This window comes from Streptomyces sp. NPDC007983, from assembly GCF_042958345.1.
Lineage (GTDB): Bacteria > Actinomycetota > Actinomycetes > Streptomycetales > Streptomycetaceae > Streptomyces.
The window spans coordinates 487,476-502,828 of sequence record NZ_JBIBJI010000006.1; the positions used below are offsets into that span (position 1 = coordinate 487,476).

General features: G+C 72.0%; 13 protein-coding genes and 1 pseudogene. 8 read left to right on the plus strand and 6 right to left on the minus strand.

The genetic code is table 11. From position 1 onward, the window contains the following. Positions 1-15: 15 nt before the first annotated feature. Together ACFZCY_RS22040 and ACFZCY_RS22045 are read left to right on the plus strand one after the other, a co-directional pair. Positions 16-423, plus strand: a pseudogene (locus ACFZCY_RS22040) (transposase); the annotation flags it as partial. A 198-nt stretch (positions 424-621) separates the two neighbouring features. Next, positions 622-2,082, plus strand: a complete 1,461-nt coding sequence (locus ACFZCY_RS22045) for a GuaB1 family IMP dehydrogenase-related protein (RefSeq protein ID WP_391175611.1) — start codon at positions 622-624, stop codon at positions 2,080-2,082. Between the two features lie 68 nt (positions 2,083-2,150). Here ACFZCY_RS22045 and ACFZCY_RS22050 read toward each other — a convergent pair whose 3' ends face one another. Next, on the minus strand, positions 2,151-2,966 hold the full coding sequence (locus ACFZCY_RS22050; RefSeq protein ID WP_391175616.1) for a DUF2637 domain-containing protein: 816 nt from the start codon (positions 2,964-2,966) through the stop codon (positions 2,151-2,153). Continuing rightward, positions 2,963-3,115 (minus strand): hypothetical protein, encoded by a 153-nt coding sequence (locus ACFZCY_RS22055; protein WP_391175618.1) that lies wholly within the window; start codon positions 3,113-3,115, stop codon positions 2,963-2,965. Before ACFZCY_RS22055 ends, ACFZCY_RS22050 begins: the two co-directional genes overlap by 4 nt. A 391-nt stretch (positions 3,116-3,506) precedes the next feature. On the opposite strand from ACFZCY_RS22055, the gene ACFZCY_RS22060 reads away from it, so the two are divergent. The 4 genes from ACFZCY_RS22060 to ACFZCY_RS22075 all read left to right on the plus strand — a co-directional run bounded on the left by ACFZCY_RS22060 (position 3,507) and on the right by ACFZCY_RS22075 (position 8,250). Continuing rightward, positions 3,507-4,979: an amino acid transporter gene (locus tag ACFZCY_RS22060; RefSeq protein ID WP_391175621.1), complete on the plus strand. Its 1,473-nt coding sequence runs from the start codon at positions 3,507-3,509 to the stop codon at positions 4,977-4,979. A 10-nt stretch (positions 4,980-4,989) separates the two neighbouring features. Continuing rightward, entirely contained in the window at positions 4,990-5,445 is a 456-nt protein-coding gene (locus tag ACFZCY_RS22065) for an Lrp/AsnC family transcriptional regulator (protein WP_009713600.1), read from the plus strand. Between the two features lie 231 nt (positions 5,446-5,676). Continuing rightward, entirely contained in the window at positions 5,677-6,474 is a 798-nt protein-coding gene (locus ACFZCY_RS22070; RefSeq protein WP_391175625.1) for a nitrilase-related carbon-nitrogen hydrolase, read from the plus strand. Positions 6,475-6,540: 66 nt separating this feature from the next. Beyond that, entirely contained in the window at positions 6,541-8,250 is a 1,710-nt protein-coding gene (locus ACFZCY_RS22075; protein WP_391175629.1) for an FAD-dependent oxidoreductase, read from the plus strand. Between the two features lie 6 nt (positions 8,251-8,256). On the opposite strand, the gene ACFZCY_RS22080 is transcribed toward ACFZCY_RS22075, so the two are convergent. Beyond that, positions 8,257-8,958, minus strand: coding sequence for a DUF5995 family protein (locus ACFZCY_RS22080; RefSeq protein WP_391175633.1), 702 nt, complete (start codon positions 8,956-8,958; stop codon positions 8,257-8,259). 73 nt (positions 8,959-9,031) lie between these two features. Next, positions 9,032-9,916 carry an NAD-dependent epimerase/dehydratase family protein gene (locus ACFZCY_RS22085; RefSeq protein ID WP_391175636.1) on the minus strand — a complete coding sequence of 295 codons (885 nt, stop codon included), beginning with the start codon at positions 9,914-9,916 and terminating at the stop codon, positions 9,032-9,034. Between the two features lie 134 nt (positions 9,917-10,050). On the opposite strand from ACFZCY_RS22085, the gene ACFZCY_RS22090 reads away from it, so the two are divergent. After that, entirely contained in the window at positions 10,051-10,896 is an 846-nt protein-coding gene (locus tag ACFZCY_RS22090; RefSeq protein ID WP_391175638.1) for a helix-turn-helix domain-containing protein, read from the plus strand. A 50-nt stretch (positions 10,897-10,946) separates the two neighbouring features. Here ACFZCY_RS22090 and ACFZCY_RS22095 read toward each other — a convergent pair whose 3' ends face one another. Then, entirely contained in the window at positions 10,947-12,332 is a 1,386-nt protein-coding gene (locus tag ACFZCY_RS22095) for a solute carrier family 23 protein (RefSeq protein ID WP_391175641.1), read from the minus strand. A gap of 188 nt (positions 12,333-12,520) precedes the next feature. Between ACFZCY_RS22095 and ACFZCY_RS22100 the strand changes: the two genes are divergently transcribed. Further along, positions 12,521-13,996 carry an FG-GAP repeat domain-containing protein gene (locus ACFZCY_RS22100; protein ID WP_391175645.1) on the plus strand — a complete coding sequence of 492 codons (1,476 nt, stop codon included), beginning with the start codon at positions 12,521-12,523 and terminating at the stop codon, positions 13,994-13,996. Here ACFZCY_RS22100 and ACFZCY_RS22105 read toward each other — a convergent pair. After that, positions 13,993-15,219 carry an MFS transporter gene (locus tag ACFZCY_RS22105; RefSeq protein WP_391175648.1) on the minus strand — a complete coding sequence of 409 codons (1,227 nt, stop codon included), beginning with the start codon at positions 15,217-15,219 and terminating at the stop codon, positions 13,993-13,995. The two genes, ACFZCY_RS22100 and ACFZCY_RS22105, sit on opposite strands and share 4 nt — an antisense overlap. Between the last annotated feature and the right edge of the window lie 134 nt (positions 15,220-15,353).

Below are 15,353 nucleotides of genomic sequence, written 5' to 3' on the forward strand. Positions count from 1 at the left end.
ATTCCGGTTGGTCTCCTCGTAGTCACCCCCGGCCAGGTCCACGACGCGCAGGTCCTCTCCCTCTTGCTGAGCGACATCCGAGTCCCGCGACTGGTCCGCGGCAGACCGCGCACCACACCGGACGCGCTGCTCGCAGACAAGGCGTGCTCTTCCAAGCAGGTCCGCACAGACCTCACGGTTCGTGGCATCCGCACGGTGATCCCTGAGCGCGCCGATCAACAAGCCAACCGTAAGAGGAAGGGCCGCAGCGGAGGACGGTCCCGAACCCTGGACACCGAGACCTACAAGCGCAGGAACATCGTGGAACGGTCATCCAGCCTGCTCAAGCAGTGGCGGGGCCTGGCCACCCGTTACGACAAACTCGCGATCGTCTACTGCTCCGCAGCCGTGCTGGCGGCGGTCATCGCCTGGTTACGGAGTTGAGAGACATGACCTGGGGACGGACGGATCCGGTCCGGGAATGCTCTGGCCGGCTCCACCCGGACCGTAGCCCCGTCCGCGCGCTCTCCCCGTGGCGCCGGGCGGGGCTTTCTCGTTTGTGCTGGTCAGGGCCATTGCTTGGATCATCCTATGACGGTGTCGGAGCCCGTTTGGATGGATCCACACAGGTACTTTGGAGACATGCGCTTCCTTCATGCCGACGGGTCGATGGATATACGTCCATCCGTTCCCTACAACCTGACGTACGACGACGTGTTCATGGTGCCGAGCCGCTCCGCGGTCGGCTCCCGCCAGGGCGTCGACCTGGCCTCACCCGACGGCACCGGCACCACCATCCCGCTCGTCGTCGCCAACATGACCGCGATCGCGGGTCGCCGGATGGCCGAGACGGTCGCCCGGCGCGGTGGCCTCGTCGTCATTCCGCAGGACATCCCCATCGACGTCGTCGCCGACGTCGTCCGCTGGGTCAAGAGCCGCCACCTGGTCCTGGACACCCCGATCGTGCTGGCCCCCTCCGGCACCGTCGCCGACGCCCTGTCGCTGCTGCCCAAGCGGGCGCACGGCGCGGGCGTCGTGGTGCAGGACGGCCGCCCGGTGGGCGTGGTGACCGAATCCGACCTGGCCGGGGTGGACCGGTTCACGCAGCTGTCCGAGGTGATGTCCCGGGAGCTGCTGCTGCTCGACGCCGACATCGACCCCCAGGACGCCTTCGGCCGCCTCGACGCGGCGCACCGCAAGTTCGCCCCGGCCGTCGACGCCGACGGCAAGCTGGCCGGGATCCTGACCCGCAAGGGCGCGCTGCGCGCCACGCTCTACCAGCCCGCCGTGGACGGCGAGGGGCGGCTGCGGATCGCCGCCGCCGTGGGCGTCAACGGCGATGTGGAGGGGCACGCCAAGGCGCTGCTCGACGCCGGGGTGGACACCCTGGTCGTGGACACCGCGCACGGCCACCAGGAGTCGATGATCACCGCGCTCAAGGCGGTCCGCGCGCTCGGCCCGCGTGTCCCCGTCGTGGCGGGCAACGTGGTCGCCGCCGCCGGGGTGCGCGATCTGATCGAGGCGGGCGCCGACATCGTGAAGGTCGGCGTCGGACCGGGCGCCATGTGCACCACCCGCATGATGACCGGCGTGGGCCGCCCCCAGTTCTCCGCGGTGCTCGAATGCGCCGCCGAGGCACGGAGGTTGGGCAAGCACGTCTGGGCGGACGGCGGGATCCGGCATCCGCGCGACGTGGCGATGGCGCTCGCGGCCGGGGCGTCCAACGTCATGGTCGGCTCGTGGTTCGCCGGTACGTACGAGTCCCCGGGCGACCTCCAGCACGCCGCCGACGGGCGGCCGTACAAGGAGAGCTTCGGCATGGCGTCCGCGCGCGCCGTGCGCAACCGCACCAGCGAGGAGTCGCCCTATGAGCGGGCCCGCAAGGGGCTGTTCGAGGAGGGCATCTCGACCTCGCGGATGTTCCTGGACCCGACCCGGCCGGGCGTCGAGGACCTGATCGACTCGATCATCGCGGGGGTGCGCAGCTCCTGCACCTACGCGGGCGCGGGCTCGCTGGAGGAGTTCCACGAGCGCGCGGTGGTCGGCGTACAGAGCGCCGCGGGCTACGCCGAGGGCAAGCCGCTGCACGCCAGTTGGGAATAGGAAAACGCACGTGGCCCCACTCTGCTCGGGTGAGTGGGGCCACGGTCGTGCGCCGGCGTCGTCGTGCGTCACCGCATGACGCCGCCGCGGGGGTCACCGCCCCGCCGGGGCAGGGCGTGCCGGGGCGGGCTGGTGAGGGTGATCTGGCGTACCAGCTGGTGGAACGAGACCAGCGCGGCGACCGGGGGGAGACCGGCGACGGCCATGCTGGGCGCGTTCTTGGGGGCGTGCGCGACGCACAGGAACACCGCGATCGTGGAGAAGAGCACCACCACCGCCCATGAGTGCGCGGCCCCCCGGCGGTGCAGCGCGGCCCGCAGCACGGACAGCGAGGCGACCAGCCAGGGCCCGTAGACCAGCAGGGGCCACCACGCCGCCATGGACTCCGAGGTGCTGGGGGAGGCCAGGTAGCGCAGCGGGCGGTAGGAGATCATCCCGCCCAGCACGCTCAGCATGGCGACGATCACGGTGGTCATCGCCGCGAAGATCAGGCTGATCAGCTGGAGCCACGGCATGGTCGGAAGCCGGAAGCGGACCCGGCGGCGCTTGCCGCGCCCGCGCACATGGGCGGGGGAGGGGGACCGGACGGGGATGGGACCGGTGGCGTGCACCGGGTCCTCGGCGGGAGCGGAGACGGGGGCGGAAGGGGGGACGGGGGCGGCGACGGGAGGGGGGACGGTGGGGATGGCGGAGCTGGTCTGGAGCAGCCGCGCCAGGTCTCCTTCCAGGTCCCAGCGGCCCTCCAGGGAATCCGGATCCGGCAGGGGGAAAGGATTCATCTCGTAGCCGACGCCCATGTCGAACCGCTCGGAAGGGTTGGGCGGCGGGTAGTGGCCGGTGGGAGGGGGCCCGTAGCCGCCCGGCCTCGGCTCGGTGTACGTCATGCCTGGACGCCCGCCTCGACGCCCGGCTCCGCCGCACCGGAGCGCTGGAGGAAGTCGTCCTCGATCCTGCCGAGGGTGGTGAGGAATTCCTCCCAGACCCTCGAACAGTATTCGAGGGGGTGGTCGTGCGGGGCTCGCTCCTCCTCCATCCCGTGGTCCCGGGCCCGGAACACGGGTTCGGCCGTAAGCGGAGCGTGGTCAGGGGGCTGCAGCCTGTCAGTCGTCACGTCCCCACCAACGACCGCCAAATTGGTGCCGTATCGCGGCATTCGGGTGAACCGGGGGGTGACGCGCGCACGGGTGTCGCAATGATTCCCTGGCGAGCGCCCCCGCGCGCAACGTTCGGACACGTATGCGCAAGGATGGTGCATTACGGCCGTGGCCGGACGGCTCGTAGGGTCTTGCGCTGACGCTGAGTGGCGAAGACCGACTGCTTGGCGATTCCCACCTGCGGATTTGTCACCGGGCATCCCTATGCCCGCGTTCGGTCGCCACCACCCAGATACCCAAGCCGATGGCAGCGATTAAGGAGCCACCCACGTGTTGGAGCACGGCGCAGCCCCTCCCACCGCCCAGCGACCGGAGGACAAGCCTCCGGCCGGCGGGCTCGGCGCCCGCCTGATGCGGCGCAAACCGGTGGAGCGGCTGGTCGCCGAGGGCGGACAGGGCGAGGGCGGAAGCCTGCGGCGCTCCATGGGCATGTGGCAGCTGACCATGATCAGCATCGGTGCGACGCTGGGCACCGGCATCTTCGTCGTCCTCGGCGAGGCCGTGCCGGACGCGGGCCCCGCGGTCATCGTGTCCTTCGTCATAGCCGGGCTCACCGCGCTGTTCTCCGCGCTGTCGTACGCGGAGCTGGCGGGCACCATCCCGGTCTCCGGGTCCTCGTACTCGTACGCCTACGCCACCATGGGCGAGCTGGTCGCCTGGGTGTGCGGCTGGTGCCTGATCCTGGAGTACGGCGTCTCGGTCGCGGCCGTCGCCGTCGGCTGGGGCCAGTACCTCAACGAGCTGCTGGACGGCACGCTCGGCGTCACCATCCCCGACGCGCTGGCCGCCCCGCCCGGCGACGGCGGCGTCTTCAACCTGCCCGCGCTGCTCGTGGTGCTGCTGGCCATGGCCTTCCTGCTGGGCGGCGCCAAGGAAAGTGCCCGGGCCAACGCGATCATGGTCGCGGTGAAGATCGCCGCGCTGATCCTGTTCTGCGCCGTCGCCTTCACCGGCATCCGGGCCGGGAACTACACGCCGTTCATGCCGCTGGGCATGGCGGGCGTCAGCGCCGCCGGTGCCACCCTCTTCTTCTCGTACATCGGCTTCGACGCCGCCTCCACGGCCGGCGAGGAGGCCAAGAACCCGCAGCGCGACCTGCCCCGCGCGATCATGCTCTCCCTCGTCATCGTGACCGCGCTGTACTGCCTGGTCGCGGCGGTCGCGGTGGGTGCACTGCCGTGGAAGAAGTTCGCGGGCACCGAGGCCGCGCTCGCCGGGATCATGCAGGACGTCACCGGCCAGGGCTTCTGGGCCGTCGTGCTGGCGGCCGGCGCGGTCATCGCGATCGCCTCCGTGGTGCTGACCGTGCTCTACGGCCAGACCCGCATCCTCTTCGCGATGTCCCGCGACGGGCTGGTGCCCCCGGTCTTCTCCAAGGTCCACGCCGGGACCGGGGTGCCGCGCGCCAACACCGTCCTGGTCTCCCTCTTCTGCGGCGTCCTCGCCGCCGCGATCCCGCTCGGCCAGCTCGCCGACGCCACCAGCATCGGCACGCTCTTCGCGTTCGCGCTGGTCAACATCGCCGTGATCGTGCTGCGCCGGACCCGGCCCGAGATGACGCGGACCTTCCGGGTGCCGCTGTCGCCGCTCTTCCCGCTCATCGGCTTCGCGCTGTGCCTGTGGATGATGAACAGTCTGGAGCTGGTGACCTGGGTGGTCTTCGGCGTCTGGATGGCCGTCGGGCTTGTGCTGTACTTCGCATACGGCATGCGCCGATCCCGACTGGCCACAGCAGAGAAGTGACTCCCCCGCAGTGCGACTGAACGACCTCGACGAACGCATCGTCCACGCCCTCGCCGAAGACGCCCGCCGCTCCTACGCCGACATCGGCGAACTGGTCGGCCTGTCCGCCCCCGCCGTCAAACGGCGGGTGGACCGGCTGCGGGCCGACGGCGCCATCACCGGCTTCACCGTACGGGTGGACCCGGCGGCGCTGGGCTGGGAGACCGAGGGGTTCGTCGAGCTGTACTGCCGTCACAACACCTCGCCCGACGACATCCGCCGGGGCCTGTCGCGCTACCCCGAGGTGGCGTCCGCGTCGACCGTCACCGGCGACGCGGACGCCGTCGTGCAGGTCTTCGCCGCCGACATGCGCCACTTCGAGCGGGTGCTGGAGCGGATAGCGGGCGAACCGTTCGTGGAGCGCACCAAGTCGGTGCTGGTGCTGTCGCCGCTGCTGCGGCGCTATACCTCGGGCGCCCCGACGTAGGGGGTGTCTTGTGGATCATGCCGGGCTCCCGCCTGATCCACAAGACACCCCCTGAGCCCCCCGGCCCCGGGACGGCACCTCGCCGCCCCGGGGCCTTCGCGCAACGAATCGCCGCAGCGCGCCGAAAACGCGTAACGGATCCACGGGGAGCGCGCAACGATCGCGGCTTGTCGGCCGTTCTCGGCGCAACGTACCGTTTTCTGCGTACGTCCCGTCTCCCCAGAGGTCTCCATGCCGCCGCTGCGCACCGCCCTGCTCCAGAGCTCCGGTCACCCCGGCGACCCCGCCCGTAACCTCAAGGCCCTCGACGCCGCCGCCGGGCGCGCCGCCGCGGACGGGGCCGGGCTGCTGGTCACGTCCGAGATGTTCCTCACGGGCTACGCCATCGGCGACGGAGTGCACCGGATGGCCGAGCCCGCCGACGGGCCCGCCGGAGCGGCCGTGGCCGAGATCGCCGCCGACCACGGCATCGCCGTCCTCTACGGCTACCCGGAGCGCGCCGGAGAGGCCGTCCACAACTCCGCCCGCCTGGTCGGCCCCGACGGCACCCCGCTCGCCAACTACCGCAAGACCCACCTCTTCGGCTGCTTCGAGAACGACTGGTTCACCCCCGGCGACACCGCGGTCGTCCAGGCCGAGCTGGGCGGGCTGACGATCGGCATCATGATCTGCTACGACGTGGAGTTCCCGGAGAACGTCCGGGCCCACGCCCTGGCCGGGACCGATCTGCTGCTGGTGCCGACCGCGCAGATGCACCCCTTCCAGTTCGTCGCCGAATCCCTCGTCCCGGTACGGGCCTTCGAGAGCCAGATGTACATCGCGTACGTCAACCGCAGCGGCCCCGAGGGCGAGTTCGACTTCATCGGGCTGAGCTGCCTGGCCGGGCCCGACGGCACCATGCGCGCCCGGGCCGGGCGCTCCGAGGAACTGGTCCTCGGCGACGCCGACCCCAGGCTGCTGGCCACCTCGCGCCGGATCAACCCCTACCTGCGCGACCGCCGCCCCGGGCTGTACGGCTCCCTCGGCTGACCCGGTCCCCGTTCGCCCTCCTCCCTCACCCTCACCCCCGCTCGATCCGCAAGGAGTCCGTACCCGATGACGTCCACGGTGCCCACCGCCGTCCACGACGAGCACGAGTCCGAGCACGCCGACACCCTCCCGCCCGTCACCATGTTCGGCCCGGACTTCCCGTACGCCTACGACGACTTCCTCGCCCACCCCGCGGGGATCGGCCAGATACCGGCGACCGAGCACGGCAGCGAGGTCGCGGTCATCGGCGGCGGACTGTCCGGCATCGTGACCGCGTACGAGCTGATGAAGATGGGCCTGCGGCCCGTCGTCTACGAGGCCGACCGGATCGGCGGGCGGCTGCGCACCGTCGGGTTCGAGGGCTGCGACGGGGAACTGACCGCCGAGATGGGCGCGATGCGCTTCCCGCCGTCCTCCACCGCGCTCCAGCACTACATCGACCTGGTGGGGCTGAAGACCCGGCCGTTCCCCAACCCGCTGGCCCCGGACACCCCCTCCACCGTCGTCGACCTCAAGGGCGAGTCCCACTACGCCCGCACCATCGACGACCTGCCGCAGGTGTACCGCGAGGTCGCGGACGCCTGGAACGCCTGCCTGGAGGAGGGCGCCGACTTCTCCGACATGAACCGCGCCATCCGCGAGCGCGACGTCCCGCGCATCCGCGAGATCTGGGCGCGGCTCGTGGAGAAGCTCGACAACCAGACGTTCTACGGCTTCCTCTGCGACTCCTCGGCCTTCAGGTCCTTCCGCCACCGGGAGATCTTCGGCCAGGTCGGGTTCGGCACCGGCGGCTGGGACACCGACTTCCCCAACTCCATCCTGGAGATCCTCCGCGTCGTCTACACCGAGGCCGACGACCACCACCGCGGCATCGTCGGCGGCAGCCAGCAGCTTCCGCTGCGGCTGTGGGAGCGCGAGCCGCAGAAGATCGTCCACTGGCCGCAGGGCACCTCGCTGTCCTCCCTGCACGACGGCGCGCCGCGCCCCGCCGTGACGCGGCTGCACCGCGCCGCGGGCGACCGGATCGTGGTGACGGACGCCCACGGCGACATCCGCTCGTACCAGGCGGTCGTCTTCACCGCGCAGTCCTGGATGCTGCTCTCCAAGATCGACTGCGATGACTCGCTCTTCCCGATCGACCACTGGACGGCGATCGAGCGCACCCACTACATGGAGTCCAGCAAGCTCTTCGTCCCCGTGGACCGGCCCTTCTGGCTCGATCGCGACGAGGAGACGGGCCGGGACACGATGAGCATGACCCTCACCGACCGGATGACCCGGGGTACGTACCTCCTGGACAACGGCCCGGACCGGCCCGCCGTCATCTGCCTCTCGTACACCTGGTGCGACGACAGCCTCAAGTGGCTGCCGCTGTCCGCCAACGAGCGGATGGAGGTCATGCTGAAGTCGCTGTCGGAGATCTATCCCAAGGTCGACATCCGCAAGCACATCATCGGCAGCCCGGTCACGGTGTCCTGGGAGAACGAGCCGTACTTCATGGGCGCGTTCAAGGCCAACCTGCCCGGCCACTACCGCTACCAGCGGCGGCTGTTCACCCACTTCATGCAGGACCGGCTGCCGGCCGGACAGCGCGGCATCTTCCTCGCGGGGGACGACATCTCCTGGACCGCGGGCTGGGCCGAGGGCGCCGTACAGACCGCGCTCAACGCCGTGTGGGGCGTGATGCACCGCTTCGGCGGCGCCACCGACCCGCACAACCCGGGGCCGGGCGACGTGTACGACGAGATCGCGCCCGTCGAACTCCCCGAGGACTGAGGGCTCTCATCCGGCGGACGGCAGGGGAGTGAGCAGACAGCGCCCGACGAGCCCCACGCTCTTGTCGATCCGCTCCGCGAACTCCTCCACCACCTCCGGCAGGGCCCGCAGCCCCCACAGGGCGCGGAACGCCGCCCACGCGGCGTCCCGCGCCTTGTCCAGGCTCCAGGAGCCGACGAGATGGGTGAGCGGATCGGCCGCCTCCAGCAGGTCCGGGCCGGGCATCAGCTCCTCCCGGATCCGCTCCTCCATTCCGGCCAGCAGCGCCCCGACCCGTTCGAAGTCGCCCTCCAGGGCGGCCGGTTCGGCGCCCCGGGCCCGGCAGGTGTCCACCAGCGCGAGCGCCAGGTCGTGCCCGATGTGCGCGTTGATCCCGGCCATCGCGAACTGCACCGGCCGGACGGCAGGGTGGGCCCGCAGCTCGAACAGCGGCCGCCAGCAGGCGGGCGGCCGCCGCCCCGCCGCCCCCGCGTCGACCGCCGCCAGATAGCGGGCGGCGAACCGTACGTCCAGCTCCTCGGTGGCGGCCGCGTCCTGGAAGTAGCCGGTGCCGAGACGGCGGCCGACCTCCTCGGTGACCGACAGATACACCCGGTTGAAGACCGCCACCCCGTCCTCGGGCGGCAGCGCCGCGCCGAGCGCGCTCATGCGCGCCACGACGCTCTGCACGGTACGCGGCGTCTCGATCCGCTGGGCGGGCATCGTCATGGGGAACAGCGTGGCAGCGTGCCCCGGGCCCGGGGGCTGGTGCGCCGTCACATCCCCCGGACGGACCAAGGTTTCAGAGCGCGCCCGCGTCCCGGGCCGTCCACATCGTCGGGTACAGCGGACGCCAGCCCAGTTCCTCGCGCAGCCGCAGGTTGGAGGTGCACCCCCACCAGGTGTCGCCGTCCGTCCGCTCGGTCATACCGTCGGGGAGCGGCGCCCCGAGGATCTGATGCAGTTCGACGGCGGTCGCCGGGGCGTCGTCCACGATGTTGTACTTCCGCCCCGACACCGAGCCGCCCGCCGTACCGCCGGGCGCGCGCAGCAGCCGCAGCAGCGCCTGGGTCACGTCCGCGTGGTGGACCATGGCCAGCCGCTGGTTCCCGGCCCAGCCCCGGGCCAGCTGGAGCGCCTCGGCCAGATGCGGGTCGCCGTCCCCGTAGACGAAGGACAGGCTGCCGATCCGCAGGTCCAGACCGTGGTCGCGGTGCAGCGCCAGCAGCTCCCGCTCGGCCTCCGCCTTCGAGGCGGGGTACGCGCCCCACAACACGCCGCCGGGCACGCTCTCATCGTCCTCCACCAGCGGCCGCCCGCGCGAGGCGCCGTACACGAGATTGGTGCTGACCTGGACGAACCGGCTCGTGCCCGCCTCGACCGCGGCCCTTCCCAGCGCGACCGCGGCGTCCCGGTTGACCGCCCACGCCTCCTCGTCCGGTACTCCGCGGAACGCCGCCGCGATGTTGACCACGGCGTTCGCGCCGTCCATCGCCTTCCGCAGGTCCTTCTCCTCGCGCAGATCACCCACCGCGACCTGCACGCCGAGCGCTGCGAACGGCGCGCCCCGCTCCTCGTCGCGGACCAGCACCCGTACCTCGGTACCGGCCCGGGCCCCGTCCAGCAGCCGCTTCGTGAACCGCTGCCCCACGCGTCCTGTCACACCCGTCACCAGAATCAACGGCATTTCGATCATCCATCCTTCGCTCTTGACCGGTTGGCCGTAAGCCTGGGCCGGGTGGTGCGACGACGGGAGAGACCCGCGTATCCAGGGATCGGCAGACCCTGGATACGGAACGGCCGCGGAGCGACGATGGAGCCGTGCACCGTACGGAACTCGCGGACTTCCTGCGCCGCTGCCGCGCCCGCCTCGGCCCCGCCGACGTGGGGCTGACCCCCGGCCCGCGGCGGCGTACGCCCGGGCTGCGCCGGGAGGAGGTCGCCCAGCTCACCGGGATGTCCCCGGACTACTACACCCGGCTGGAACAGGCCCGTGGCCCGCGCCCGTCCCGCCAGATGCTGACCGCGCTCGCGCGTGCGCTCCGGCTCACCGACGACGAACGCGACCACCTCTTCCACCTGGTCGGTGAGGAACCGCCGCGCGACCGGAGCACGTCCGGGCATGTGCGCCCCGGCCTGCTGCGGGTCCTGGACCGGCTGTACGACACCCCGGCCCAGGTGATCACCGACTGGGGGGATGTGCTGGCGCAGAACGCGATGGCGGCCGCCCTGGTCGGTGACATCACCGCCCGTCCGCCCGATGACCGCAACATCGTGCGGTCCTTCTTCAGCAGGCGGTATGACTCCTGGGCCTTCCCACCCGAGGACCTCGACGAGCACGCCCGGGTCCATGTCGCCAACCTCCGCGCCGTGGTCGCCGCCCGCCCCGACGACCCGGTCCCGGCGGCCCTCGTCGCCGAACTCCGCGCGACCAGTGCGGAATTCGCGGCCCTGTGGGAGACCCACGAGGTCGCGGTGCGCCGCTCGGTCGTCAAGCGCTTCGTCCATCCGGTGGTGGGACTGCTGGAGCTGGAGTGCGAGGTCCTGCTGAGCGCGGAACACGCCCAGAGCCTGATCGTCCACACGGCGGCCCCGGGCAGCGAGTCCGCCGACCGGCTGGAGCTCCTGCGAGTGGTGGGCCTGCAGTCCCTGTCCCCCACCACCTGAGCCCCCGCCTGGGCGGGGGTGGTGTCGTGGGCCCGGTTCGGGGAGGGGCTCTACGGCTGGCGGTCGTCGTCGTACGTGCTGGTCCCCGCGTCCAGCAACGGCTCACGCGACGGCTTCAGATGCTCCGGCGCCAGCGCCCGCAGCACGTGATAGCCGACGATCACCACGATCGTCCCGAGCGCGATCCCGCTCAGCTCGAAGTTGTCGCTGATCTTCAGGTTCACGCCGCCGACGCCGATGACCACGCCCGCCGCCACCGGCACCAGGTTCAGCGGGTTCCGCAGGTCCACGTCGTTGTGCACCCAGATCTGCGCGCCGAGCAGCCCGATCATGCCGTACAGGATCACCGTGATGCCGCCCAGCACCCCGCCCGGCACCGCCGCCACGACCGCGCCGAACTTCGGGCACAGGCCGAAGAGAAGGGCGAATCCGGCCGCGGCCCAGTAGGCGGCGGTGGAGTAGACGCGGGTGGCGGCCATGACGCCGATGTTCTCGGAGTACGTGGTGGTGGCCGGGCCGCCGACCGCGGTCGACAGCACGGTCGCGGCGCCGTCCGCCGCGATCGCCGTCCCGAGCTGGTCGTCGAGCGGGTCGCCGATCATCTCGCCGACGGCCTTCACATGCCCGGCGTTCTCCGCGATCAGCGCGATGACGACCGGCAGCGCGACCAATATCGCCGACCAGCGGAACTCGGGCGCGTGCAGGGACGGCAGCCCGACCCAGTCGGCCTTGGCGACGCCGGACAGATCCAGCCGCCAGTGGTCGGTGACCCGTCCGCTGCCCCCGATGGAGTGGATCTTGCCGAAGGCGCGGTCGAAGATCCAGGAGACCGCGTAGCCGAAGAGCAGCCCGAGGAAGATCGCGATCCGTGACCAGAAGCCGCGCAGACAGACCACGGCCGCGCCGGTGACCAGCATGGTCAGCAGCGCGGTCCACTGGTCGGCGGGCCAGTACGTGGTGGCGGTCACCGGCGCCAGGTTGAAGCCGATCAGCATGACCACCGCGCCGGTCACCACGGGCGGCATCGCCGTGTGGATGATGCGCGCCCCGAACCGCCGTACCGCGAGCCCGCTCAGCAGCAGCGCGGTGCCCACCACCAGGATCGCCCCGGTGATGGCGGCGCTGCCGCCGCCCTGCGCCCGGATCACCGCGGCCACGCCGACGAACGACAGGCTGCACCCCAGATAGCTGGGCACCCGGCCCCGCGTCGCCAGCAGGAACAGCATGGTCGCGACCCCGGACATCATGATCGCGAGATTGGGGTCCAGACCCATCAGCACGGGCGCGACGAAGCTGGCCCCGAACATCGCCACGACATGCTGCGCGCCGAGGCCCGCCGTCCTCGGCCACGACAGCCGCTCATCCGGCCGGACGACGGCTCCCGGGGCCGGGGTGCGCCCGTCACCGTGCAGGGTCCAGCGCATGCCGAGGCCCATGACTGCTCCACTTCGTTTCCGCATACAGGGGAGATCCGCATGACAGGGGGATCGGAGCAATGTTAGTTGGCCGAAATCGCGCCACTTCGCTCTCGCTCCGGTCCGCAACCCGACGGTTGATCGACAACTGGGCAACAGACCTTCACCGCACTGGAGTCCGCACCGTACGGGGTGTGAGGGTGGCGCGCATGGCATTTCGATCCACCTCCCACGCCCTCGCCGTCGGCGCCGTCTGCCTCGCGCTCGCCCCGCTCACCGGATGCGGTTCGGGCAGCGGCGAACCGTCCTCCTCGAAGGACGGAACCTCGGCCGCCGGGCAGCCCAGTGCGCCCACCGAGAGCCGGGCGCCCTCCCGGGGGAAGGGTTCGAAGGACCCGGACGACCTCAACGGGGACGGCCACCGCGACCTCGTACTGCCCGTCTTCACCAAGCCCGGCCAGGACCCGGCCGAGGGCACCGACGAACGGGTCGGCGTGGTCTACGGCTCGGCGAAGGGGATCGACCCCGCGACCCGCACCGTCCTGGGCCGCCGCGACCTGGGCCTGCCAGGACCGCCGGCGAACCCCCCGGTCGGCGCCGTCGGACGCGACTCCGTCTCCGCCGAGGACGTGGTCACCGCCGATCTGGACGGCGACGGCTTCGCGGACGTCGTCACGACCGCGCCGTCAGGGGAGCGCGTGGGGGACGGGAACATCAGCGCGCCGCCGTCCACCCCGTACGTCATGTGGGGCGGCCCCGACGGCCCGCGGAAGGGCGCCGAGGTGACCCGGCTACGGCTGCCGGAGAGCGCGTCGAAGCTGGGCGTGACCTCGGTGGTGCGCGGCGACTTCGACGGCGACGGCCACCACGACCTCGCGGGGCTCGCCCAGAACCAGTCCTCCACGGTGGTGCTGTACGGTCCGTTCACCCGCTCCGGCGAGCCGAAGCGCACCGACACCGGCCTGCCGTACACGGACGGGGACCTGGCCGCGGACGACATCGACCCGTCCGGCAAGGCCCGCGCGACCTCCCTGCTGGTCCACGCCGTCAGCGACGGCGAGCAGTCCGGCAACACCCTCCACCCGGCCCGCCGCGGCACCGGCCTGTCCGCCGGGGGCAGGACGCTGCGCGGCGGGAACGCCCACGCCTTCGGCGACTTCGACGGCGACGGACAGCGCGATGTGGCCGTCGGGGACGACGGCGGCCGCAACGACGAGCCCGGCGAGGGGACGGAGCCGGAGGACGTCGACGGAAAGCTGACCGTGTACCCGGGCAACAGCGGCGCACCGGTCGCGCACGAGCTGCCCGAGGCGCCCAAGGGCGCGCGCACGGACTACGGACCCGGCGGTTTCTCCGCCGCCGACCCGGACGGCGACGGCCGCGACGGCATCCTGGTCGCCACGTACGAGGGGGCCACGCTCATCGACGGCGACCAGCGCACCCCGGTCACGCGGCAGGGGCCCGCGAAGGCCGACGGCAAGAAGACGCCCAAGAAGTGGCGGCACGCCCGGCCCGCGGGGGCCGCCGACTTCGACGGCGACGGCAAGGACGAGCTGATCCTGAACTGGGGATCCGGCACCCTGTTCGGCCTCTGCGGCGAGCAGCCCACCCACTGGTGGATCACCGACGGCACCGGCTCCCGGGACAAGACCTCCTTCACGACCACGGAGTTCGTGTCCCGCTAGGACGACGTCGTATGCGGGGCGCGGTCCGCCCGGCCGGGCTCGGGGGCGCCGCCCGGGGCCGCCGCGGCGGATCCGCGCAGCACCCCGGCCCCGGCCACCAGCCCCAGCGCCAGCGCCGTGACCAGGCCGAACGAGGCGGTCAGCGAGGTCATGTCGGCGATCGAGCCGATCGCCGCCGGGGCGACCAGACCCGAGGTGTACGTGATCGTCGCGACGCCCGCGATCGCCTGGCTCGGGGCCGGGCCGCTGCGCCCGGCGGCGGCGAAGGCGAGGGGCACGACGACCGCGATGCCCAGGCCGATGAGGCCGAAACCGGCGATCGCGGACACCGGGCCCGCGGCCGTGACCACCAGCACCCCGCCGAGCGTGGCCAGCACACCACCCGCCCGTACCGTCCGCACCGGACCGAACCGGCCCACCACCGCGTCACCGGCGAACCGGGCCGCGGCCATCGTGCAGGAGAAGGCCGTGGTGCAGGCGGCGGCGACGCCGGGGGAGGAGTCCAGCACCTCCCGCAGATAGACCGCCGACCAGTCCAGGCTCGCGCCCTCGGCGAAGACCGCGCAGAACCCCACCGCGCCGATGACCAGCGCGGAGCGGGGCGGCAGGGCGAAGCGGGGCGGCGGATGCTCGTCGGGGGCGCCGCGCAGGTCGAGGACCCACCGGCACGCGCCGGTGCCCAGCAGCGTGAGCACCGCGGCGGCGATCCCGAGGTGCGCCCGGGCGTCGGTGTCCGCGTGGGCCGCCACCGTGCCCGCCGCCGAGCCGAGCAGCGCGCCCGCGCTCCACATGCCGTGCAGCCCGGACATGATCGACCGGCCGAGCCGTTCCTCGATCTCCACGCCGAGGGCGTTCATGGCGACATCGGCCATCCCGGCGGTCGCCCCGTACACGAAGAGCGCCCCGCACAGCCACACCAGACCGGGGGAGAGCGGGGGCAGCACCAGGGACAGGCACCACAGGGCGATCAGCCCGCGCAGCGCCGCGCGGGGCCCGAAGCGGTGGCTGATCGCCCCAGCCAGCGGCATCGCGCAGGAAGCGCCGATGGCGGGGAAGGCGAGGGCGATCCCGAGCTGACCGGCGCTGATGCCCAACTGCTCCTGCACCCAGGGGATACGGGTGGCGAAGTTGCCGGTGACCGCGCCGTGGACCGCGAACACCGTGGCGACGGCCATGCGGGCGCGCCGTACGTCACGCAGGGGCGGTTCCGTGCCGCCGTTCATCGCTGCCCATCGCTGCTCATGTCCGTACTCTGCGCATGCTCCGCGGGCCGGCTCAAGGCTATTTCCGCGCGATCTCTTGTCGTGGTCATGATCCATCCCTACCCTGGCGTCCAATCTCGATTCTGAATTCGGTT

What these genes read in the sequence shown, in the direction of transcription:
- ACFZCY_RS22080 (WP_391175633.1), bottom strand. Translation starts at nt 8,958, where the DNA reads ATGACGATGCCCGCCCAGCGGATCGAGACGCCGCGTACCGTGCAGAGC.
- ACFZCY_RS22095 (WP_391175641.1), bottom strand. Translation starts at nt 12,332, where the DNA reads ATGGGCCTCGGCATGCGCTGGACCCTGCACGGTGACGGGCGCACCCCG.
- ACFZCY_RS22055 (WP_391175618.1), bottom strand. Translation starts at nt 3,115, where the DNA reads ATGGAGGAGGAGCGAGCCCCGCACGACCACCCCCTCGAATACTGTTCG.
- ACFZCY_RS22105 (WP_391175648.1), bottom strand. Translation starts at nt 15,219, where the DNA reads ATGAACGGCGGCACGGAACCGCCCCTGCGTGACGTACGGCGCGCCCGC.
- ACFZCY_RS22070 (WP_391175625.1), top strand. Translation starts at nt 5,677, where the DNA reads ATGCCGCCGCTGCGCACCGCCCTGCTCCAGAGCTCCGGTCACCCCGGC.
- ACFZCY_RS22075 (WP_391175629.1), top strand. Translation starts at nt 6,541, where the DNA reads ATGACGTCCACGGTGCCCACCGCCGTCCACGACGAGCACGAGTCCGAG.
- ACFZCY_RS22100 (WP_391175645.1), top strand. Translation starts at nt 12,521, where the DNA reads ATGGCATTTCGATCCACCTCCCACGCCCTCGCCGTCGGCGCCGTCTGC.
- ACFZCY_RS22085 (WP_391175636.1), bottom strand. Translation starts at nt 9,916, where the DNA reads ATGCCGTTGATTCTGGTGACGGGTGTGACAGGACGCGTGGGGCAGCGG.
- ACFZCY_RS22045 (WP_391175611.1), top strand. Translation starts at nt 622, where the DNA reads ATGCGCTTCCTTCATGCCGACGGGTCGATGGATATACGTCCATCCGTT.
- ACFZCY_RS22050 (WP_391175616.1), bottom strand. Translation starts at nt 2,966, where the DNA reads ATGACGTACACCGAGCCGAGGCCGGGCGGCTACGGGCCCCCTCCCACC.